The organism is Stenotrophomonas sp. INTA L402-1 (assembly GCF_059295135.1).
In genome coordinates this window covers 22,862-45,019 of record NZ_JCAFWP010000029.1, presented here as the reverse complement: position 1 = coordinate 45,019, position 22,158 = coordinate 22,862, and the positions used below count along the sequence as shown (strand labels likewise).

Sequence of the window (22,158 nt, the reverse complement as noted above, 5' to 3'; positions counted from 1 at the left end):
GCCATGTCCCAGAATACCCCTTCCCTGCGTGAGCTCGAGCACCACAATGCGTTCGTCGAGCGCCACATCGGCCCCAACGACGCCGAGATCGCGCAGATGCTCGATGTCGTCGGCCACGCGTCGCTGGATGGCATGACCGATGCCATCGTACCGGCCAAGATCAAGTCGCCGGCGCCGCTGGCGCTGCCGGAGTCGATGACCGAAGTGCAGGCACTGGCGAAGATCCGTGCGATCGCCGACAAGAACACCGTGCTGCGCAGCTTCATCGGCCAGGGCTACTACGGTACTCACACGCCGAACGTGATCCTGCGCAACATCCTGGAAAACCCTGCCTGGTACACCGCCTACACCCCGTACCAGGCGGAAATCTCGCAGGGCCGCATGGAAGCGCTGATCAACTTCCAGACCCTGTGCGCCGACCTCACCGGCATGGAAATCGCCAACGCCTCGCTGCTGGACGAAGCCACTGCCGCCGCCGAAGCGATGACCCTGGCCAAGCGTTCGGCCAAGTCGAAGTCGGACACCTTCTTCGTGCACGACGCCGTGCACCCGCAGACGCTGGAACTGCTGCGCACGCGCGCCGAACCGATGGGCATCGTGCTGCGCGTGGGTACCCCGGCCGAAGCGCTGGAAGCGGAAGCCTTCGGCCTGCTGCTGCAGTACCCGGACACCTTCGGCCAGGTCGGCGACTACAAGGCGCTGGTCGATGCCGTGCACGCGCGCGGCGGCCTGGTGGCCGTGGCCACCGACCTGCTGGCCCTGACCCTGCTGGCCGCTCCGGGCGAATGGGGCGCGGACATCGTGGTCGGCAACAGCCAGCGTTTCGGCGTGCCGTTCGGCTTCGGTGGCCCGCACGCCGCCTTCATGGCCTGCCGTGACGCCTACAAGCGCTCGATGCCGGGCCGCCTGATCGGCGTCTCGATCGACGCCCAGGGCAACCCGGCCTACCGCCTGACCCTGCAGACCCGCGAGCAGCACATCCGCCGCGAGAAGGCCACGTCCAACATCTGCACCGCACAGGTGCTGCTGGCGGTGATGGCCTCGATGTACGCCGTCTACCACGGCCCGGACGGCCTGACCCGCATCGCCCGCCGCACCCATCGCCTGGCCTCGATCCTGGCCGCCGCGCTGCGCAACGCCGGCGTGCAGGTCGGTGGTGACTTCTTCGACACCCTGCATGTCACCGGCGTGCACGCCGATGAGATCCACGCCAAGGCACGCGCCGCTGGTTACAACCTGCGCGCGATCGACAGCGACTCGGTCGGCATCAGCCTGGACGAGACCACTACCCGCGCCGACATCGTCGCCGTGGCTGCCGTGTTCGGTGCCTCGCTGGACGTCGACGCACTGGATGCCAGCACTGCCGATGCGCTGCCGGCCGGCCTGCTGCGCCAGTCCGCGTTCCTGACCCACCCGGTGTTCAACACCCACCACAGCGAGCACGAGCTGCTGCGCTACCTGCGTTCGCTGGCCGACAAGGACCTGGCGATGGACCGCACGATGATCCCGCTGGGCTCGTGCACCATGAAGCTCAACGCCACCGCCGAGATGATCCCGGTGACCTGGCCGGAGTTCTCGCAGATCCACCCGCTGGTGCCGGCCGACCAGGCGCTGGGGTACAAGGAACTGATCGACACGCTGGAAGCGATGCTGGTGGAATGCACCGGCTACGACGCGGTCAGCCTGCAGCCGAACTCCGGCGCGCAGGGCGAGTACGCCGGCCTGCTGGCGATCCGCGCCTACCACCGCTCGCGCGGTGAGGAACATCGCGATATCTGCCTGATTCCGGACTCGGCGCACGGCACCAACCCGGCCTCGGCACAGATGTGCGGCATGAAGGTGGTGGTGACCAAAACCGATGCCAACGGCAACGTCGACGTCGAGGACATCCGCCTCAACGCCGAGAAGTACAGCGACCGCCTGGCCGCGATCATGATGACCTACCCGTCCACGCACGGCGTGTTCGAGGAAGAGGTGGTGGAGATCTGCGAGATCATCCACAAGCACGGCGGCCAGGTGTACACCGACGGTGCCAACATGAACGCCCTGGTCGGCGTGGCCAAGCCGGGCAAGTGGGGTTCGGATGTTTCGCACCTGAACCTGCACAAGACCTTCTGCATCCCGCACGGTGGTGGCGGCCCGGGCGTCGGCCCGTGCGCGGTCAAGGAGCACCTGGCCCCGTTCCTGCCGGGCAAGCTGGGTAGCAACGGCCCGGTCGGCATGGTCAGCGCGGCCAGCTTCGGCAGCGCCTCGATCCTGCCGATCAGCTGGATGTACATCGCGATGATGGGCCGCGACGGCCTGCGCAAGGCCACCCAGGTCGCGCAGCTCAACGCCAACTACATCGCCAAGCGCCTGGCCCCGCACTTCAAGACCCTGTACACCGGCCGCAACGGCCTGGTGGCACACGAGTGCATCCTGGACGTGCGCCCGCTGGAGAAGACCAGCGGCATCGGCGCCGAGGACGTGGCCAAGCGCCTGATCGACTTCGGCTTCCACGCCCCGACCCTGAGCTTCCCGGTGGCCGGCACGCTGATGGTGGAGCCGACCGAGAGCGAGTCGCTGCACGAGCTGGATCGCTTCATCGACGCGATGATCCAGATCCGCGAGGAGATCACCGCGATCGAAGACGGCCGCCTGGACCGCGAGGACAACCCGCTGAAGAACGCGCCGCATACCGCGACCGCCGTGACCGCCAGCGAATGGACCCACGCCTACCCGCGTGAACTGGCTGCGTTCCCGCTGCCGAGCCTGAAGCTGCAGAAGTACTGGCCGCCGGTGGCACGCGTGGACAACGTGTACGGCGACAAGAACGTGATGTGCGCCTGCATCCCGGTCGATGCCTACAAGGATGATGAAGTCGAGGCTTGATTCCTCGCTGCATCGGTAAAGAAAACGGCCCGCGCAAGCGGGCCGTTTTCATAAGGGCGTGAGGACCAAGGTCCACACCCACAAACATCCGATCACGGGTCCGGCATCTGCCCCAGGCTCAACTGCCACGACACGCCGAAGCGGTCCTGCACCCAGCCATAGCGGTTGCTGAAGTCATAGTCGCCGACCGGCATCAACCAGTGGCCACCCTCGCCCAGCACGCGTGCCGCACGCTCGAACTGCTCGGCGCCGGAACACTCCACGAACAGCGAGATCGACGGCGAGAAGGTGAAATCGTGCACGTCCAGGCTGTCGAAGCACAGGTAATGGGTGCCGCCGAGCAGGAAGATGGCTTGGCGCACCTGCCCCGGCACGCCGGCACCGGCGCCGTCCGGATGGCGCTGCATTGCCAGCAGGCGGAAATCGGCGAAGGCCTCGGCATACAGAGCCAGGGCCGCTTCGGCCTGGCCGGTGAACATCAGGAAGGGGCGGCTGCGCAGCATGCGGTACTCCTGGTCGACGGGCCGCTGACGGCCCACACGATCAGGATGGCACGGCGGATGTGCAGCCCCCGTGGTAGTGCCGGCCGCTGGCCGGCAGCTTCAATCACGCCTCGCGCATGCGCCGTGCGATGGCGCTGCTGGTGGCGATCGTGGCGGTCAACGCCACCATCGACAGGAACTGCAGGCGGGTGTGCGACTCACTCAGCAGCAGGCCGAAGATCAGTGCCAGGATCGCCAGCGCACAGACGGTCAGCCACGGGAATCCGGCCATGCGGAACGGCAGGCGGGTGCCGAGGCGGTCGGCGCGGCGGCGCAGCACCAGCTGCGAAACCAGCGACAGCGTCCACACCAGCAGGCAGGTGGAACCGACGATGTTCAGCAGCACCGGCAGTACCCGGTCCGGGAACAGCAGTTCCATCACCGTGGCGGCAAAGCCGAACAGCACGCTGGCCAGCACGGCGATCACCGGCACCTGGCGCGGGTCGGTCCAGCCGAGCACCGCCGGTGCCTCGCGGCGCTGCGCCAGCGAATACATCATGCGCGAGGCGCCGTAGAGGTTGGCATTGAGCGCCGACAGCAGCGCGATCACCGCGATCAGCGTGATGGCCGTACCCGCGCCCGGGATGCGGGCAATATCCAGCACCGCAGCGAACGGCGACTTCAGCGCCTCGCTGGTCCACGGCACCACGGCGATGATCACGCTCAGCGAGCCGATGTAGAACACCAGGATGCGCCAGGCCACGGTGCGGATGGCACGGGCAATGCTGCGCTCGGGATCTTCGGTTTCGGCCGCAGCGACGGCTACGATCTCGGTCCCGCCAAAGGCAAAAACGACAACCAGCAGTGCCGCACCAATACCGGCCAGCCCCTTCGGCGCGAAGCCGCCATGCTCGGTGAAGTTGCTCAGGCCCGGCGAGGTCACCTGCGGCAGCCAGCCCATCAGCAGCGCCACGCCGATGGCGATGAAGGCCAGGATCGCCACCACCTTGAGGATGGCGAACCAGAATTCGAACTCGCCGAAGTTCTTCACTCCCAGCAGGTTGATCGCGGTGAAGAACAGCATGAAGGCCAGCGCGGCCATCGGTACCGGTATCGCCGGCCAGACCGTGGCAAGAAGCCCGGCCGCGCCTACCGCCTCGGCGGCGATCACGATCACCAGCTGCACCCACCACAGCCAGCCCACGGTGGCACCGGCGGTGGCTCCCATGGCATCAGCGGCATAGACCGAGAACGCGCCACTGGTCGGCTTGGCCGCCGCCATCTCGCCCAGTGCGTTCATCACGATGATCACCAGCGCACCAGCGACCAGATACGACACCAGAACCGCCGGGCCGGCCGCCTGCACACCCACGCCCGAGCCGAGGAACAGGCCGGCGCCGATGGCGCTGCCCAGGCCCATCATGATCAGCTGGCGGGGCTTGAGCGAATGTCCGAGGCGGGACGGCGAAGCGGTCGGAATCGAGTTGGGCATCGGCGGGGCTGGCGGCGGGCTACAGGGGCGACACCTTACCCTGTCCCGTGCCCACGGGGATAGGCACAGCGCAGCAGGCGGCTCAGGCCAGCGCCGGCTCGCCGACGTTGCCACCAATACGGGCGCGGTAGGCGCGCGGCGAGAAACCGGTTTCAGCCTTGAACTTGCGGGTGAAGGCACTCTGGTCGCTGAAACCGCAGGCCTGGCCGATGCAGGCGATGCTGTCGTCACCGTGCAGCAGGTGCATGGCCATCTGGATCCGCAGCCGGGTCAGCACCTGCTGCGGGGTCATCTGGAACACCTTGCGGAAGCTGCGCTCCAGCTTGGACAGCGAGAAGCCGGTGATGTCCAGCAGGGTCTGCATGCGCACGTTTTCGGCGTAGTGCGCATTGAGGTGGGCCAGGGCCAGCCGCAGCTGCTCGTACTGCGTGCCCAGGCTGTCCTTCTGGCCAAGGTCGCGGGAAATGCCGATCAGGCCCTCGATGGCCCCATCGACCACCAGCGGGCGCTTGCAGGTCAGGCACCAGCCCGGTTCGCGGTTGGCGAACAGGTGCAGCTCCATCAGGTTCTCGATCACCTCACCGGACAGCACGCGGGCGTCCTGGTCGACGTAGTCCGCACTGAGGCCGGTCGGGTAGATCTCGGCCGCGGTACGCCCGATCACGTCCTTGCGCGCGCGCAGGCCCAGCCGCCGCAGCATGGTCTGGTTGACGTGGGTGTAACGCCCCTGAAGGTCCTTGATGAAGAACAGCACATCCGGGATGGCGTCGAACAGGGCTTCGATGTCGGCGGGCTCGACTCGCATGTGGCAAGCATACCCGAGCCTGCTTTTGCCTGTACGTTCACCTTTGCCGGACCTCGGTTTAACGGGCTCGGTTCCAGTGTCGTGGTTCTCTTTCAGATCCTCCGGAGCCAACGTCAATGGCCGCCAGCAAGCCGACCGGCAAGCGCGCAACCACCCACGCTGAAAACCAACACCGGGGCAACGGTGATGAACTGCACCAGCAGGCCGGGGGCAGCCATCCGGTGATGACCACCGATCAGGGCATCCCGGTGGCGGACAACCAGAACTCCCTGCGGCAGGGAGCTCGGGGGCCCACGCTGCTGGAGGACTTCATCCTGCGCGAGAAGATCACCCACTTCGATCACGAACGCATTCCCGAGCGCATCGTGCACGCACGTGGCAGCGCAGCACATGGCTACTTCGAACTGACCCGATCGCTGAAAGCGCATACCCGCGCGCGCGTCCTGACCGAGGTAGGCGTGAAGACACCCGTGTTCACCCGCTTCTCGACGGTAGCCGGTGGCGCAGGCTCGGTCGACACTCCGCGCGACGTGCGCGGCTTCGCGGTCAAGTTCTATACCAAGGAGGGCAACTGGGACCTGGTCGGCAACAACATCCCGGTGTTCTTCATCCAGGACGCCATGAAATTCCCGGACCTGGTGCACGCGGTGAAGATGGAACCGGACCGTGCCTTCCCGCAGGCGGCCACGGCCCACGACACCTTCTGGGATTTCATCTCGCTCATGCCCGAGTCGATGCACATGATCATGTGGGCAATGAGCGACCGTGCCATTCCGCGTTCGCTGCGCATGATCGAAGGCTTCGGCGTGCACAGCTTCCGCCTGCTGAACGAGGCAGGTGAGTCGACCTTCGTCAAGTTCCACTGGCGGCCGAAGCTGGGCATCCAGTCAACGGTCTGGGACGAAGCGCTGAAGCTGCAGTCGGCCGACAATGACTTCCATCGCCGTGACCTGTTCGAGGCCATCCAGCGCGGTGACTTCCCGGAATGGGAGCTGGCAGCGCAGCTGTTTACGGAAGAAGAGGCCGACGCATTCCCGTTCGATCATCTGGACCCGACCAAGATCATTCCCGAATCACTGGTGCCGTTGCAGGTCATCGGCCGCATGGTGCTGGACCGCTGGCCGGACAACTTCTTCGCCGAGACCGAGCAGGTGGCGTTCTGCCCGGCCAACGTGCCGCCCGGCATTGACTTCAGCAACGATCCGCTGCTGCAGGGACGGCTGTTCTCCTACCTGGACACCCAGCTGCTGCGCCTCGGCGGCCCAAACTTCCACCAGATCCCGGTGAATGCCCCCAAGTGCCCGTTTGCCAATCATCAGCGCGACGGCCACATGCAGATGCAGGTTCCCAAGGGCCGCGTTGCCTACGATCCCAGTTCGCTGCAGGAAGACACACCGCGCGAGACCTCAAGCGGATTCCGCAGTCACGCAAGCGCGGACGATGGCCGCAAGGGCCGCACCCGCGCGGCGAGCTTTGCCGATCACTACAGTCAGGCCCGCATGTTCTTCCGTAGCCTTGAAAAGCCGGAACAGGCCCATCTGGCATCAGCGCTGGTGTTCGAGTTGTCCAAGGTGGAAACGCTGAAGGTGCGGGTGCGTACCCTCAGCCACCTGCGCAATATCGACGACTCACTGGCACAGCGCGTGGCCGACGGGTTGGCGTTGCCTGCACTGCCCGCCCCCGCGCCGACTGCCACCCCGGTGCGGGACATGCCCCCCGCTCCCGAGGTACGCGTGATCGGGCGCAACAAGCCTACCCTGCAGGGTCGCTGCATCGGCATCCTGTTCGATGAAGGCTCCGACGCTCGCATCATTGCCAGCCTGAGCAAAGCAGCCAGGAAAGCAGGTGCAGACGTGAAGCTGGTCGCCCCCAAAGTGGGTGGCGCCACGCTCAGCGACGGCGCCTTGCAGGCGGCGGATGGGCAGCTGGCGGGCACCCCCTCGGCCGTGTTCGATGCGGTAGCCGTAGTGCTCAGCCCGGAAGCCGCGAAGGCTTTGTCGAAAGAGAGTGCAGCCATCGAATTCGTCAGCCAGGCGTGGGCGCACCTGAAGGCCATTGCCAGCGATGCCGGCGGCCATGCGCTGCTGAAGGCAGCAAGGGTCGGCAATGATGCCGGCATCGTCGAAGCGGAAGATGCCAAGGCCTTCCTGGCGGTCGCCGCCACCCGCCAATGGGCGCGTGAACCCAAGCTGCGCCTGCTGGCCTGACTACAACGACAGGAGAACCGTCATGCCCCGTGGTGACAAATCCGCATATACCGACAAACAGAAGCGCCAGGCCGAGCACATCGAGGAAAGCGAGCGCGAGCGCGGTGCCAGCGAAGGCACGGCCGAGCGTATTGCCTGGGCTACCGTGAACAAGCAGGATGGCGGCGGCAAGCGTAGCGGCAGCGCACGCAAGGGTACGAAGAAGGCGACCCGCAAGACGGCTGCGAAGAAGGCGCCTGCCAGGAAGTCCGCTACAAAGAAGGCCACGCCCAAGACGGCAGCGAAGAAGGCACCTGGGAAGAAGGCGGCGGCCAAGAAGGCACCGGCTCGCAAGACAGCCACAAAGAAGGCGACAAAGAAGACGGTGGCCAAGAAGTCCAGCACTCCCGCCTCGCGTAGCGCTGCGGCGAAGAAGGCAGCGAAGACCCGTGCGGCAAAGAAGACCGTGCGCAAGGTGGCGGCGAAGAAGGCAGCACGTACCCGCGCGCGGGGCTGAGCCCCTCCATCAGGACGGCAGCGTCCTCATCCACGCGGCAACTTCGGCTGCAGCTGCGTCGGCGCGCGCCTGGAGTAGCAGATGCGGCCCTTCCAGCGAAACATGACGAGCATCCGGCAAAAGGGCCTGCAGTTCTGCCACGCTGGGCGGCCACAGCAGGCGGTCATGGCACGCGTGCAGGCACAGCGTCGGCACTTCGATTGCCGACAGCAATGCGCGTACGTCGACCCGCAGGGTCGCTGCGGCGCGTTGCCGCAACGTGATCGCCGGAATCTGGACCAACGCATCGCGCAGCATCGATATGTGCTCGCGGGTGCGCCACCGCCCCAGCAGCAGGCGCGCCAGCAACGCCACGGGAGGCAGAGGCCAAGCCGGCGACAGCAGGGCTGCGCTGGCTGCCGGCAATGGCACCGGCCGACTCGCAAAGGTCGAGGCAAGCACCAGTCCGCGCAGCCCGGTAGGGTGTCGCGTGGCCAGTTCAACTGACAACGGGCCCGAGAAGGACTCGGCAAGCAGGATGAAGGGATGGCCGGGCAGCTGCGACCACAGCCGTTGGGCTAGCGTGGCGTGATCCTGCCCTCCCTGCGCAGGTAGCGTAATCGCCTGCGTCGTCAGCCCATGAGCCTCAAGTGCTGACAGAAACGGGGTGGACAGCCTGCCGGAGCCATCCAGGCCGGGCAGCATCAGCACGTGCTGCGGCGCAGCCGATGCTGAATCACAGCCCGGCTTTTCCTCGCTCCCGATTCCCATGTCACCTCCTTTGCTGACAAACATCACCCACATCGGCAGGCAACGGAAACTCTGCTCCGGCTCTCCGGCTGCTTTGCCGGTCAAAGTTGAGCAATACTGCCCGCTCTGCCGCGGAACGCGGCTGCCAAGGAGAGCCGTTGATGCGATGGACCTACGCGCTGGCCATGATGGCCATGATGCTGCCACTGAACAGCTCCGCCAGCGATGGTTGGATAAACGGGGACGGCAAGGCGATGCCGGAGACCGGTGCTATGAAATCCAGCGGTGGCTTTGCTGCATCGCTGCTGGTTACCTCCGATGCCGACTGGCAGGCCAAGTGGGAAACCCCACCGGAGACCACTCCCGGTTTTACCAAGGCCAACGAAGTCCACCTGGGCGGTGAATTGTTCCTGCTGACATTCCTGTCCAACCCGCAACTGGACGAGAACCGCGTACCCAAGGTGCACTGCGATCTGCGCATGCTACGTCCGGACGGCAGTACCAGTATCGACGAACGCGATGTTCCCTGTTTCACCACTGCCCTGCCCGGCCCGCCAACCCTGTTGTACATGGCCAACCTGCACCTGAAGTTCGTCGCCGAGGCCAGTGATCCGAAAGGCACATGGACTGCGCAGGTGGTGGTCAGGGATCTGCTGCGGAATGTGAGCCTGCCTCTGCAGGCTCGCTTCGACGTCCGTTGAACGGAGGCATGCGAATGAAGATGCGGCGATTACTGAGCTGGACCGGTCTTGCGCTTTGCGTGGTCTACCTGCTGTTGACCGCATGGCTGGTTCACGGCGCGCAGTCGGACGCGGACCCGAAGGGCACCTATATCCTGATGGCGCTCCCCATCACCCTACAGTCCGCCGCACTCGATGCCATCGGCGCAGGCAGCCTGCTGTACGGCAAACCCTGGTCGACCGCGTATGCAGTGCTGCTTCCGCCAACACTGCTGTTGCTGTACGCAGCCGGCTGGCTGATCGAACGCGCCGCGCGCGGGCGCTAGCCAGCGGCACGAACCGGTTGCGCGCATCGACGCCCTGCACGCGGGAGCGCATGCAGGGCGCCATCCAACATCCAGTCGCAGGTTGCTTACGCCGCCTGCGCAGGCATGATGGGCATGCGCGCGCCCTGCTCCACCTTGAACACCGACACCGAGTTGGTCAGAGCATGCGCCTGTTCTTCCAGCGCGCGGCTGGCGGCAGTGGCTTCTTCCACCAGCGCGGCGTTCTGCTGGGTCACCTGGTCCATCTGCACCACCACCTGGTTGACCTGCTCGATACCGGCGGCCTGTTCCTTGCTGGCCGCTGCGATGTCGCTCATCAGCTGGGTGGTGCGCGAACTTGCCTGGGCTACGCGGGCGATCGCGGCTTCCGATTCGACCGTCACTGCCAGGCCGCTCTTCACCTTCGCAGCGGCATCTTCGATCAGTTCCTTGATCTCCTTGGCGGCGACACCGGCACGCTGTGCGAGCGTGCGTACTTCGCTGGCGACCACGGCGAAACCACGCCCCTGCTCACCTGCACGGGCCGCTTCCACCGCAGCATTCAGCGCCAGGATGTTGGTCTGGAACGCGATGCCGTCGATCACCGTAGAGATTTCCGAGATGCGTGCCGAGGACTGGTCGATCTCACCCATGACCGATGCCATCTCTGCCATCGCCTGTTCGGTCTCGCGCACGGCGGCACCGGCCGCATGCGCTTCACTGTCGGCCTGACGCGCCAGCTCGGCGTTCTGGCGCACGGTGGAGGTCAGTTCCTCCATCGATGCGGCCGCTTCTTCCAGATTGGCTGCCTGCTGCTCGGTACGGCGCGACAGGTCGTTGTTGCCGGCGGCCAGTTCCTGCGCCGCGTTGTTGATGCTGTCGGCAGCCACCTGGATGCCACGCACGATGCCGGTCAGCTGTGCGGTGGTGGTGTTGGCGTCGTCACGCATGCGTGCGAACACGCCGTCGTACTCGCCGTCCATGCGTGCGGTCAGGTCGCCGTGCGAGATCGCGCGCAGCACGTCGGAGACATCAGCGATGCTGGCCTGCGAACTGGCCATCATGCCGTTGAGATGTTCGACCATCGCCTTGAACTGGTACTGGAACGCAGCGGCGTCGCCACGCATGCTGAAATCACCGGCGCGCGCGGCGCGGGCCAGTTCATCGATCTGCGCGTTGATTGCCATCAGGCTCTGCTTCACTGCCGCCAGGGTGCGGGTCAGCGTGCCCTTCTCGCCCGGGTAGTCGGGCAGGTCGCGGCTGAGGTCGCCGATGGCGTAGCGCTGCATCACTTCGGCCATCAGCAGCTCCACCTGCACGTGCGATTCGACCAGGCTGTTGGTGGCCTGCACCATGCGGCCGAAGTCACCGGGGAACGCCGTGACGTCCATGCGATAGCGGATCGCGCCCGCCTCATGCTGCTCAGCCATCTGCAGCTGTGCGCCGATCGCCGCCTGAACGCTCTGCCGCACGCTGGCCATCGCCTCGCCCAGCTGGGTCAGTTCGTCACGGCCGCCAAGGCGGAACTCCTGGTCCAATTGTCCCTTGGACAGGCGTTCGGCCAGGTTCACCGCGCGGGCCAGCGGACCGGTCAGGCTGCGGCCGATCATCACCGAGGCACCGATGCCGACCAGCAGCGCGACGCCGCCCAGCACCAGCAGCTGCAGCAGGCTGCGCTCACCCAGGCGGATCGCCTCGGCAGCGGCATCACGGCTTTCCTTCTCTTCGAAGTCCACGCCATCGGACAGCGCCTTGTTCCAGCCGTTGGCCGCTTCCTGCACCGGGCCCAGGGTCAGCGCCACGGCGCCCGGGTAGTCGCCCTGCTCCATCAGTTCGCTGGTCTGCTTGTTGAGTGGACGCGCAATGGCACGCTTGGCGGCGATGGTTTCCGCGATGGCCTTGCCGTCGGCGTCGCTGGGCAGCGCCTGGTAGGCAGTCCAGCTGGCCTCGTAGCGCTTGACCAGATCGGCGATGCGCTGCTCGTCGTGGCCGCGGTCATCGCCCTGGCGGATCAGCATCTCGCGCCGTACAACCATCATCTGATTGTTGGCATCGAGCATCTGCGACAACAGGCGCACCTTGGCTACGCTGACGTCGACCACCTGCTGCATCGCGCGCTTCTGCACGACACTGGCGGTGGCGCCGGTGGCCACCACGGCGGCAACCAGCAGCAGCAACAGGCCAAAGCCCAGCCCAAGACGCCAGGCAACCCTGACGTTCCTCAAGTAGTTCATGGGGGTATCCAAAACGGGGGGATGCGCCCTTATCGGCGGCCCGGCAGGCAATCTTGATCGCCGTCCGTCGACGGCGTCGGCCACCGTTCACCTTGGTGAGCCCCGGCCCGGCCGCTTCTGGACACGGGAATTGACTGCGGTGGGCGCGACTGCTCATGCGGACGTCAGATCCCTTTCACGGTGGCTCGGCGGCTGCTGCGGGCAAGGTGGTGGCGTGACCTGCTGGAGATCCCAATGCCCTTGCCCGTGTCCCGATCCACCCTGCTCGCTCTCTCGCTGCTGGCGTCGCCAGCCTTCGCGCAGGCGCCGCCGCCCCACCTGCCCGCACCTATTGCCGAAACGGCCGGACCGGACACCGCACCCCACTCCGCGCTGCACGCCCAGGTGCTGCTGGATCGCGCGAACTTCTCCCCTGGCCAGATCGATGGCGAGGTGGGCAGCAACCAGCGACGCGCGGTGTCGGGTTTCCAGGCAGCGCATGGGCTGGACGTAACGGGTGAACTGGACGACGCCACCTGGAAGGCCCTGCAGGCGGATACCATTGGGCCGTTGGCCAGCTACACGCTGACTGCTGAGGATGTCGCCGGTCCGTTCCAGGCCACTCCGAAAGGACCCGCCGCCCAGGCCAAGCTCACATCGCTGGGCTACGGCAGTGTGGAAGAAGCCCTCGGCGAGCGCTTCCATGCCTCCCCTGAGCTGATGAAGGTGCTCAATCCCGGCGTGGACCTGACCAAGGCTGGCAGCCGCATCCAGGTACCCAACATCGCACTGGCCGCATTGCCGAAGGCGGCGAAGATCGTGGTCGACAAATCCGACTCCACGCTGCAGCTGCTGGATGCGCAGGGCAAGGTGATCGCACAGGTGCCGGTGTCGTCGGGCAGCCAGCACGACCCGTTACCGATCGGCGAATGGAAGATCCTGGGCGTTTACCGCGACCCGCCGTTCCACTACAACCCGAAACTGTTATGGGATGCCCGCAAGGGCGAAAAGAAGGCCACCCTGCCACCGGGTCCGAACAATCCGGTCGGGCGGGTCTGGATCGATCTGTCCAAGCCGCATTACGGCCTGCATGGCACGCCCGAACCCGGCCATGTGGGCAAGACCGAATCGCATGGCTGCGTGCGCATGACCAACTGGGATGCGCTGCGCGTGGCCGATGCCGTGGATACCTCGGTACCCGTGGTGATGCAGGAGTGAGCCGATGCGCCTTTCGCAACTGATCGTGCTGGGCGTTCTGCTGGGGCTGGGTGCAGGCTGGTGGCTGCACCGCGATGCGGGTGATCCGGTACCCGCCCCGCTGCCGCAAGCGCAATCGGCACTGGCAGCGGCGCCGGCGAAGGAATCTGTAGCGACACCCGCAACAGCCCCACCCGCCAACACCGCGCCGTCGGCCGCGCAGACTGCGGATGCACCATCCGGTCTGCTGCTGCCGGTGCAGGGTATCCAGGCGTCCCAGCTGCGCGATACCTTCACCGATGCCCGCAGCGAAGGACGCGTACACGATGCGATCGACATCATGGCCGATACCGGTACGCCGGTCCTGGCGGTGGCCGATGGAACGGTGGAAAAACTGTTCGACAGCGAGCGCGGCGGCTTGACGATTTACCAGTTCGAGCCCAGCGGGCGCTGGTGCTACTACTACGCGCATCTGCAGCGCTACGCCGATGGCCTGGCGGAGAAGCAGGTGATCAAGCGCGGAGATGTGATCGGTTACGTGGGCAGCACCGGTAACGCCAGCGCCGAGGCTCCGCACCTGCACTTCGAAGTGCACGTGTTGGGCCCGGAGAAGCAGTGGTGGAAGGGCGAATCGATCAACCCGTATCCGCTACTGAAATCGGCTGCTTCGATGCCCGACGCTGCCAACGCCGCAAGGTGATGGTGAATACCGCCAAGGCAGCCCCCGGAATCAGCAGGAACAGCGCGGCCACCTTCCAGAAAAAGAACGGCCACAACCACACATAGTCCAGGTCGGTCAGCTTCAGCACGTCCATCGGCGGCAGCAGTTCCACCGAGGCCGTGCGACCGGCCAGCGCCGGGTCGACCTCCAGCACAGTCAGCCGCAGCCAGGAACGGCCGCGCGGCAGCGCATCCCCTCGGCCATAACCGAAATACGAGGCGGCAAATCCAGCAGGTTCAACCGATTCCAGCGCGCGGGTGATGCCGGAACCCGGCACGCCCGAACGCGTTTCGGCGCGGAAGTCGGTCTGATCTGTCGGGGTTTCCGCGTGCAGGCGCACCTCAGGACCGATCGCCGTGGAAGTACCGTCATCCGCGTAACGCAGGCGCAGCCGCAACTGGTCATCGATGAAGCGGTAGACCGTGACCTCGGCCGTCGCACCCGGGCTCAGCACCAGAGGCAGCACCTGCGTGCGTGAGGCCATGTGGTTGGCGATCGCGCCCAGCACCAGCACCGCGCAGGCAAGCGCCCACAGGCTCCACAGCACCCACAGGGTGATCCGCACCACCGTTACGCCCTTCACGCTGACATCCGGGTCATCACGTCACCTCTCTGCTGGCCGTGCCGACACAGTAACGAAAAAGCCCCGCTTTCGCGGGGCTCTTCCTGTCACCTACGCCGGGCAGCGCCCGGCGCTACCTCAGGCGAACGGATCCTGCAGGACCATGGTGTGGTCGCGGTCCGGGCCGGTGGAGACGATGCTGATCGGGCAACCGGCCAGCTCTTCCAGCGAACGCAGGTAGGCACGTGCGGCCGGCGGCAGGTCGTCCCAGTTGGTGATGCCGTGGGTGTTCTCGCTCCAGCCCGGGAACTCCAGGTACACCGGGGTGCAGTCTTCCCAGCCCTGCGCGTCCAGCGGCGCGTACTCGGTGCGCTTGCCGTTGTATTCGTACGCGATGCAGACCTTCAGCTTTTCCATGCCATCCAGCACGTCCAGCTTGGTGATGCACAGGCCGCTGATGCCGTTGATGGCCACGGCGCGCTTCAGCGCGACGATGTCCATCCAGCCGCAGCGACGCGGACGGCCGGTCGAGGCACCGTACTCGGCGCCGCGGTCACGGATGCCCTGGCCGACTTCGTCGTCCAGCTCGGTCGGGAACGGGCCGCCGCCGACGCGGGTGGCGTAGGCCTTGGCGATGCCCAGCACGTAGTCGATCGAATCGGCGCCGACGCCGGAACCGGCCAGTGCACCACCCACGGTGGTGTTGGAGCTGGTGACGTACGGGTAGGTGCCGTGGTCGATGTCCAGCAGCGCACCCTGCGCGCCTTCGAACAGCACGCGCTTACCCTGCTTGCGCAGGTCGTGCAGGATGCCGGCCACGTCGGACTTCATCGGCTGCACGTATTCGCCGAAGGCCAGCGCTTCGTCGAAGGTCTTCTGGAAATCGACCGCATCGGTGTTCAGATACTTGGTCAGCACGAAGTTGTGGTAATCCAGCGCGGTGCGCAGCAGTTCTTCCAGCTGCTTCGGGTAATGCAGGTCGGCGATGCGGATGCCGCGACGCGCCACCTTGTCTTCGTAGGCCGGGCCGATGCCACGGCCGGTGGTGCCGATCGCCTTGCCGCCGGCAGCGCGCTCGCGCGCCTGGTCCAGGGCGATGTGGTACGGCATGATCAGCGGCGCGGCCGGGGAGATCTTCAGGCGCGAACGCACTTCCACGCCGGAGGCTTCCAGCTCGGCGATTTCCTTCTGCAGCGCGGCCGGCGAGATCACCACGCCGTTGCCGATCAGGCACAGCGCATCGTCACGCAGGATGCCCGACGGGATCAGGTGCAGGACGGTCTTCTTACCGTTGATGACCAGGGTGTGGCCGGCGTTGTGGCCGCCCTGGAAGCGCACGACGGCGCCGATTTCCTCAGTGAGCAGATCGACGATCTTGCCCTTGCCTTCATCGCCCCACTGGGCACCCAACACTACGACAGACTGACCCATGACGGGCTCCTCATATGTTGCGGCCATCGGGGCCGCGGACGGTTGAACCGTGGCGGGGCTGGCCAGCACCTTGAGGGCGGCTCCAAACGGGGAGCAGCCGACGATGGAAGGCCCAGACACGGAAAAAGCCGAACGGGGAGGCCCGTCCGGCTTTTGTGCATTATCCGGGTTTCCGGGGTCGGGTGCCACCTTTCCGACGGACGGCTTCACCGGCCGGTCAGCCGCCTCGCCCGGTCGTGCCGGCCGCTGGCCGGCAATGCCAACCAAGGTTGGCATCTACCAGAGCCGGGCCACGCATGTGAACGCAGGCGGCCGCTGGCCGGCAATCCCAGGTTGCCGGCCAGCGGCTGGCACTACCCTTTCAATGCCGCGCCCACCACAGCAGGCTCAGGCCGGCCAGCAGCACCAGCCCGCCGAAGCTGCGCAGGGCTGGGCTGGGCAGGTCCAGCAGGCGCTCGGCCATGCGCTTCCAGGCGAACGGGGCGACGAACAGGAACAGGCCTTCCAGCACCGCCACCAGGCAGACGGCGGCGAACAGATCTTTCATGGGGGACTCCGGAAAAAGCACGGGGCCCGGCATCTGGCCGGGCCCCGTGGGGTACTGCCCTGCGACCTCAGCGGTCGTTCTTCAGGTACTGCAGGAACGGGTCGTTCTTGTCGAGCACGATCACGCCGTTGCCGTCGGTCATGGAGCCACGGTAGGCCTCCAGGCTGCGGTAGAACGCATAGAACGACGGGTCGGCCGAGCCGGCCTTGCCGTAGATACGCGCCGCATCGGCGTCGCCTTCACCGCGCAGGCGCTGTGCATCACGCTCGGCCTCAGCGATCAGCACGGTGCTGTCACGGTCGGCCTGGGCGCGGATGGTCAGCGACTGCTCCTCGCCCTCCGCACGCAGCTTGGCCGCTTCCTGCTTGCGCTGGGCGCGCATGCGCTCGTACACGTCATTGATCACCTGGCTGTCGGTGGGCAGGTCCACCTGCTTGATGCGCAGGTCGATCATCTGCATGCCGAGGCCGGCCACCGCTTCGTTGATCCCCTTCAGCTGCTCGGCGATCAGCTCGCTGCGGTCGCCGGAGACCAGCTGCTGCAGGGTGCGCGAGTTGATCTGGTTGCGCAGCGAGTCGGTGATGATCGGTGCCAGGCGGGCATTGGCGATGCGCGGATCGCCACCGGTGGCACGGAAGTAGTCACCCACGTTGGAGATGTAGCCGATGGCGAAGAAGTCGACGCTGACGTCCTTCTGCTCGGCGGTGAAGTAACGCGCCGGGGCGGTGTCGAGCACCTGGAAGCGGCGGTCGAAGACCTTCACCGTTTCCACCACCGGCACCTTGAAGTGCAGGCCCGGCTTGATGTCCGAACGCACCACCTTGCCCAGGTTCAGCACCATGGCGGTCTGGTCCTCACGGACCACGTACACCGAGCCAAGCAGGCCCAGCACCACCGCCACGATCACGGCGATCCAGATAGGACTCTTCATCGGCTGCCCTCCTCACGGCCGCTCGGTCGCCCGGTCGGGCGGCCCACCGGCCGGCCCGGATCACGGGAAGCTTCCGCCGCTGCACCCGGCAGCGACGGCATCACCACCTCCGGATTGGTCACTCCCGGCGGCGCCGAGGTGGTGGGACGGGTATCGCCGGTCATCGGCACGTAGATCAGCTGGCGGCCATCGCCACCGATCACCTTGCGGTTCTCGCTCAGCACCTGCTGCACGGTCTCCAGCCACAGGCGCTTGCGGGTCACTTCGGGGGCGTCCTTGTACTGGGCCTGCAACAGGCTGAAGCGCTGCGCGTCACCCTCGGCCTTGGAGACCACGGCCTGCTTGTAGCCTTCGGCGGTGGTACGGGCGCGCGAGGCCTGGCCTCGGGCTTCCGGCACGACCTTGGCGGCGTAGGCCTGGGCTTCGTTGATCAGGCGTTCCTTGACCTGCTGGGCACCGTTGACCTCGTCGAAGGCCGGCTTCACTTCTTCCGGCGGACGGGCGTCCTGCAGGGTCAGGCCGGTCACGGTCAGGCCGGTCTTGAACGCCTTCAGCAGCGCCTGCAGGCGCTCTTCAGCAGCCACGGCCAGCGGGCCACGGTTGTTCAGCACGGCGTTGAGGTCGGCACGGCCGACTTCCTCGCGCACCGCACTCTGCGCCGACTGCTCCAGCACCTGGTTGGCATCAACCGTGCCGAACAGGTACTGCTGCGGGTCGTCGATGCGGTACTGGACGTTCAGCGAGACGTTGACGATGTTCTCGTCGCGGGTCAGCACCGGCACCTGGATCGAGAAGGTCTTGATCTCGGTGGCGTTGACCTTGGTGACCGATTCGATCGGCCACGGCAGCTTGAAGTTCGGGCCGGGCTGCAGGATGCGCGAGAACTGGCCGAAGCGCAGCACCACGCCACGCTGCTGTTCGCCGATCAGCTGGAAGCTGGAGAACAGCACCAGCAACACCACGGCTGCCACCACCCAACGCATGATGCCACCGTCGAACAGGTCCTTCAGCGGCCCGGGCAGTCCGCCCCAGCCACCACCATTGCCACCGCCGCGCGACCCGAAGGGCCCGCGTCGATTGTCCTCGGGGCCTTGTCCGCCCTTGTTGCCGCCGGGTGTATTCCAGGCCATGCACGCTCCATCAAGATTTGGGCTGCGGCGCGGGCCCTTCCCGCACCACCAGCCGTGAAACCATCACCGATCATACAAGATGGGGCGGATCGGCAGGATCGAAAGGGGGGCAACGGGGTAAGGTGACGTTTTCCTCGAAGTCAGGCAACGCCGATGGCCCCCACCACCCCGTTCACCGCCTTCCGCATCGAAAACGACGCCGCCGGCTACCGCAGCGGCCTGGCCCAGCTCACTGTCGACGACCTCAACCCCGGCCAGGTACTGATCCGCGCCCAGTGGTCTTCGGTCAACTACAAGGATGCGCTGGCGGGCACCGGCAAGGGCAGGATCCTGCGCCGCTTCCCGCTGGTCGGCGGGATCGATGTGGCCGGCACCGTGGTGGCATCCACCGACCCGGCCTGGCGTGAAGGCGATGCGGTACTGGCCACCGGCTGCGGCCTCAGCGAAACCCGCGATGGGGGCTACAGCCAGTACGTGCGGCTGGAATCGAGCGCGGTGATCGCACAGCCGGCCGGACTGACCCCCCGTGAGGCGATGGTGCTGGGCACCGCCGGCTTCACGGCAGCGCTGGCGCTGCTGCGCCTGCAGGACAACCGGCAGACACCGGAGCTCGGCCCACTGGCGGTCACCGGCGCCAGCGGTGGTGTGGGCGCGCTGGCGCTGTCGATCTTCAGCCGCGCCGGCTACACGGTGCACGCGGTCAGCGGCAAACCCGAACAGACCGGTTTCCTGCACGACATCGGCGCCAGCGAAGTACTGCCGCGCGAGGCACTGTCCGACACCGGCCCACTGCAATCGGCCCGCTTCGGCGGGGGCCTCGACAATGCCGGAGGCGACATGCTGGCCAGCCTGCTGGCGCAGACCGTGCCCTATGGCAGCGTGGTCAGTGCCGGCCTCGCGGCCAGCCCGAAACTGGACATGACGGTGATGCCGTTCATCCTGCGCGGCGTGTCACTGCTGGGCGTGTCCTCGGCCAATGCACCGCGCGGGCTGCGCGAAGCAGTGTGGGCGCGGCTGGGCAATGAGTGGAAGCCGCAACACCTGGACCGCATCTGTACCGCCGAAGTCGGCCTGGACGGCCTGCCGGCGGTGTTCGAGCGGATGCTGGCCGGCGGTTCGCTGGGCCGCACCGTGGTGCGGATCGACTGAACGTCGCAGGCAGGCGACGGACGGCAGACGCGCCCCTCCCGCCGGTAATGGGCCCGCACTACACTGCGGGCATTACATGGGGAACAACATGGCACGCATTCTGATCGTCGACGACTCACCGTCGCAGCTGTTGGGGATACAGCGCATCGTCGAGAAGCTCGGGCACCAGATCCTGACCGCCACCGATGGCGCCGCCGGGGTCGAAACCGCCAAGGCCGAGCTGCCCGACCTGGTCCTGATGGACGTGGTGATGCCCAACCTCAATGGCTTCCAGGCCACCCGCACCCTCGCCCGCGACGAGGCGACCCGGCATATCCCGGTGATCCTGGTGACCACCAAGGACCAGGACACCGACCGCATGTGGGGCATGCGCCAGGGCGCCAAGGCCTACATCACCAAGCCGTTCTCGGAAGACGAACTGTCCGAGGTGCTGGAACGGGTGTTCGCCGGGCAGGGCTGAGACACGCGCGGTAGTGCCGGCCGCTGGCCGGCAACCACGCATCACCGTCCCGGGCAATGAAGTTGCCGGCCAGCGGCCGGCACTACCTTCAAATGGTCTCGCCGAAGGCCTTGGCCAGGTTCCGGTAGGCCTTCTTCTGCGCCTCGTCAGTCGCGGCCGGGGCCAGGATCTCGATCTCGACGATCTGGTCGCCCTCCGGATTGCCTGGCAGCCCACGGCCACGCAGGCGCAGCTTGCGACCGGCATCGGAATCGGCCGGAATCTTCAATTCCACCGCTCCACCCAGGGTCGGCACGCTGATGCTCGTACCCAGCGCGGCCTGCCACGGCGTGACCGGCAGCGTATAGAGGATGTTGCGGCCATCGACCTCGAACTGCGGGTGGGCGGCATATTCCACTTCCAGCAGCAGGTTGCCGCCATGGTTGCCCTGCCCGGCCAGCCGGATCACTTGGCCTGGGCGGATGCCCTTGGGCACGCGCACGTCCAGCTGCTTGCCGTTGACGGTGATGCGCAGGCTGTCGCCGCTGTAGGCCGCTTCCAGCGGAACCGACAGCTTGGCGCGGGTGTCGCGGTTGGGCGCGTGGCCCTGGCTGCTGAAGCCCGGCCCCGGACCAGCGCCACCACCGCCACGCTGGCGCGCGAACAGGCTCTCGAAGAAGTCGCTGAAGCCGCCATTGGGGCCGCCACCGCCGAATACTTCCTCGAAATTGAAACCGCCAGCACCACCATAGTTCGGCGGCACGTTGAACTCCTCGCCCGGGCGATAGCCCTGCGCGCGCAGCTGGTCGTAGGCCGCGCGCTTTTCCGGATCGCGCAGCGCCTCGTAGGCCTCGTTGACCGCCTTGAACTTGTCTTCGGCCCCGGCCTCCTTGCTGACGTCCGGGTGGTACTTGCGTGCCAGCCGGCGGTAGGCGGTCTTGATCTCCGCCTCGCCCGCGCTCGGTTCCACCCCCAGGGTGGCGTAGTAATCCTTGAATTCCATCCAGCTACCTCGATCTGCTTCGGCCGCGCCGGTGGCGCCGCCCCGGGTTCATTCTACGCGCCGGCATGCTACGCCGCCCCTCGTGCGGCCACGGTGAGGCCGACTGATCCTGCGCAATGCGGCTGCCATCCCCATGCGCCACGCTGTGGCTGGAAGCCCCCGCCGCAAAGCCTGAAGATGGGGCCTGCACACGGGTTTTCCAATGTCTTGACGCCCCTGTCCCATCCGGCCCACTAGCCTGCCCCAGCAAGGAGTTCCCCATGACCATCCATGTCGGCGACCGCATTCCGGAAGTGACCCTCAAGCGCATCCGCGAGGGCATCGAAACGCTCGATACGCATTCGCTGTTCGACGCACGCAAGGTGGTGCTGTTCGCCGTGCCCGGCGCGTTCACCCCGACCTGCTCGGCGCGCCACCTGCCCGGCTACGTCGAGAAATTCCAGGCCTTCCGCCAGCGCGGCATTGATGTCTACTGCATGGCCGTCAACGACCCATTCGTGATGAAGGCCTGGGCCGCCGACCAGAGCGTGCCCGACGGCCTGCTGATGCTGTCCGACGGCAATGCCGAACTGACCCGGGCGCTCGGCCTCGAGCTCGACGCCAGCGCCTCGGGCATGGGCATCCGCTCACGCCGTTTCGCCCTGTACGTGGTGGATGGCGTGGTGCGTGCGGCCTGGATCGAGCAGCCCGGCCAGTTCGAAGTGTCTTCGGCCGAATACGTGCTGGAGCACCTGCCAACCTGATCTTCCACCCCAAGAGGAAACGGCC

20 protein-coding genes and 1 pseudogene are annotated in these 22,158 nt (G+C 66.5%); 10 read left to right on the top strand and 11 right to left on the bottom strand.

The features are described 5' to 3' along the window. The first annotated feature begins 3 nt into the window (after positions 1-3). Positions 4-2,871 (top strand): aminomethyl-transferring glycine dehydrogenase, encoded by a 2,868-nt coding sequence (gcvP, locus tag AC5O77_RS15855; RefSeq protein ID WP_478058178.1) that lies wholly within the window; start codon positions 4-6, stop codon positions 2,869-2,871. Between the two features lie 92 nt (positions 2,872-2,963). Here gcvP and AC5O77_RS15850 read toward each other — a convergent pair whose 3' ends face one another. The 3 genes from AC5O77_RS15850 to AC5O77_RS15840 form a co-directional block, all read right to left on the bottom strand. Further along, the gene (locus tag AC5O77_RS15850; protein ID WP_005410627.1) at positions 2,964-3,374 is read right to left on the bottom strand and encodes a VOC family protein; all 411 of its coding nucleotides are present in this window, start codon (positions 3,372-3,374) and stop codon (positions 2,964-2,966) included. A 103-nt stretch (positions 3,375-3,477) separates the two neighbouring features. Beyond that, positions 3,478-4,845, bottom strand: coding sequence for an amino acid permease (locus AC5O77_RS15845; protein WP_478058177.1), 1,368 nt, complete (start codon positions 4,843-4,845; stop codon positions 3,478-3,480). Between the two features lie 82 nt (positions 4,846-4,927). Then, positions 4,928-5,650 (bottom strand): AraC family transcriptional regulator, encoded by a 723-nt coding sequence (locus tag AC5O77_RS15840; protein WP_032127825.1) that lies wholly within the window; start codon positions 5,648-5,650, stop codon positions 4,928-4,930. Positions 5,651-5,823: 173 nt separating this feature from the next. Between AC5O77_RS15840 and AC5O77_RS15835 the strand changes: the two are divergent. Next, a pseudogene (locus AC5O77_RS15835) lies at positions 5,824-7,857 on the top strand (catalase); the annotation flags it as partial. 22 nt (positions 7,858-7,879) lie between these two features. Further along, positions 7,880-8,353, top strand: coding sequence for a hypothetical protein (locus AC5O77_RS15830; RefSeq protein WP_317218246.1), 474 nt, complete (start codon positions 7,880-7,882; stop codon positions 8,351-8,353). 9 nt (positions 8,354-8,362) lie between these two features. On the opposite strand, the gene AC5O77_RS15825 is transcribed toward AC5O77_RS15830, so the two are convergent. Further along, positions 8,363-9,103 carry an alpha/beta fold hydrolase gene (locus tag AC5O77_RS15825; protein WP_478058176.1) on the bottom strand — a complete coding sequence of 247 codons (741 nt, stop codon included), beginning with the start codon at positions 9,101-9,103 and terminating at the stop codon, positions 8,363-8,365. A gap of 86 nt (positions 9,104-9,189) precedes the next feature. Here AC5O77_RS15825 and AC5O77_RS15820 point away from each other — a divergent pair, with 86 nt between their 5' ends. Both AC5O77_RS15820 and AC5O77_RS15815 read left to right on the top strand, forming a co-directional pair. Continuing rightward, complete coding sequence (locus tag AC5O77_RS15820) at positions 9,190-9,783, top strand: hypothetical protein (RefSeq protein WP_478058175.1); 594 nt, start codon at positions 9,190-9,192, stop codon at positions 9,781-9,783. Between the two features lie 14 nt (positions 9,784-9,797). Then, complete coding sequence (locus tag AC5O77_RS15815; protein WP_107432237.1) at positions 9,798-10,088, top strand: hypothetical protein; 291 nt, start codon at positions 9,798-9,800, stop codon at positions 10,086-10,088. A gap of 86 nt (positions 10,089-10,174) precedes the next feature. Here AC5O77_RS15815 and AC5O77_RS15810 read toward each other — a convergent pair whose 3' ends face one another. After that, positions 10,175-12,301, bottom strand: coding sequence for a methyl-accepting chemotaxis protein (locus tag AC5O77_RS15810; protein ID WP_478058174.1), 2,127 nt, complete (start codon positions 12,299-12,301; stop codon positions 10,175-10,177). Between the two features lie 234 nt (positions 12,302-12,535). On the opposite strand from AC5O77_RS15810, the gene AC5O77_RS15805 reads away from it, so the two are divergent. Together AC5O77_RS15805 and AC5O77_RS15800 are read left to right on the top strand one after the other, a co-directional pair. Beyond that, positions 12,536-13,498: a L,D-transpeptidase family protein gene (locus AC5O77_RS15805; protein WP_478058173.1), complete on the top strand. Its 963-nt coding sequence runs from the start codon at positions 12,536-12,538 to the stop codon at positions 13,496-13,498. Between the two features lie 4 nt (positions 13,499-13,502). Continuing rightward, on the top strand, positions 13,503-14,177 hold the full coding sequence (locus AC5O77_RS15800) for a M23 family metallopeptidase (protein WP_478058172.1): 675 nt from the start codon (positions 13,503-13,505) through the stop codon (positions 14,175-14,177). On the opposite strand, the gene AC5O77_RS15795 is transcribed toward AC5O77_RS15800, so the two are convergent. From AC5O77_RS15795 to hflK, 5 genes are all read right to left on the bottom strand, one after another. Further along, the gene (locus AC5O77_RS15795) at positions 14,113-14,781 is read right to left on the bottom strand and encodes a hypothetical protein (RefSeq protein ID WP_478058171.1); all 669 of its coding nucleotides are present in this window, start codon (positions 14,779-14,781) and stop codon (positions 14,113-14,115) included. The genes AC5O77_RS15800 and AC5O77_RS15795 overlap by 65 nt on opposite strands. 117 nt (positions 14,782-14,898) lie before the next feature. Then, complete coding sequence (locus AC5O77_RS15790; protein ID WP_014038120.1) at positions 14,899-16,191, bottom strand: adenylosuccinate synthase; 1,293 nt, start codon at positions 16,189-16,191, stop codon at positions 14,899-14,901. Between the two features lie 361 nt (positions 16,192-16,552). After that, entirely contained in the window at positions 16,553-16,738 is a 186-nt protein-coding gene (locus AC5O77_RS15785; protein ID WP_005410640.1) for a DUF2065 domain-containing protein, read from the bottom strand. Positions 16,739-16,805: 67 nt separating this feature from the next. Beyond that, the gene (gene hflC / locus AC5O77_RS15780) at positions 16,806-17,669 is read right to left on the bottom strand and encodes a protease modulator HflC (RefSeq protein ID WP_010482785.1); all 864 of its coding nucleotides are present in this window, start codon (positions 17,667-17,669) and stop codon (positions 16,806-16,808) included. Further along, positions 17,666-18,799, bottom strand: a complete 1,134-nt coding sequence (gene hflK / locus AC5O77_RS15775) for an FtsH protease activity modulator HflK (protein ID WP_049401370.1) — start codon at positions 18,797-18,799, stop codon at positions 17,666-17,668. Before hflK ends, hflC begins: the two co-directional genes overlap by 4 nt. A gap of 153 nt (positions 18,800-18,952) precedes the next feature. Between hflK and AC5O77_RS15770 the strand changes: the two genes are divergently transcribed. Together AC5O77_RS15770 and pilH are read left to right on the top strand one after the other, a co-directional pair. After that, positions 18,953-19,948 carry a YhdH/YhfP family quinone oxidoreductase gene (locus AC5O77_RS15770; protein ID WP_478058170.1) on the top strand — a complete coding sequence of 332 codons (996 nt, stop codon included), beginning with the start codon at positions 18,953-18,955 and terminating at the stop codon, positions 19,946-19,948. 88 nt (positions 19,949-20,036) lie between these two features. Next, positions 20,037-20,408 carry a twitching motility response regulator PilH gene (gene pilH, locus AC5O77_RS15765; RefSeq protein ID WP_005410644.1) on the top strand — a complete coding sequence of 124 codons (372 nt, stop codon included), beginning with the start codon at positions 20,037-20,039 and terminating at the stop codon, positions 20,406-20,408. An 88-nt stretch (positions 20,409-20,496) separates the two neighbouring features. On the opposite strand, the gene AC5O77_RS15760 is transcribed toward pilH, so the two are convergent. Continuing rightward, a complete protein-coding gene (locus tag AC5O77_RS15760; RefSeq protein ID WP_478058169.1) occupies positions 20,497-21,390 on the bottom strand; it encodes a DnaJ C-terminal domain-containing protein in 894 nt (297 codons plus the stop codon). 260 nt (positions 21,391-21,650) lie between these two features. On the opposite strand from AC5O77_RS15760, the gene AC5O77_RS15755 reads away from it, so the two are divergent. Next, entirely contained in the window at positions 21,651-22,133 is a 483-nt protein-coding gene (locus AC5O77_RS15755) for a peroxiredoxin (RefSeq protein WP_032127816.1), read from the top strand. Positions 22,134-22,158: the final 25 nt, after the last annotated feature.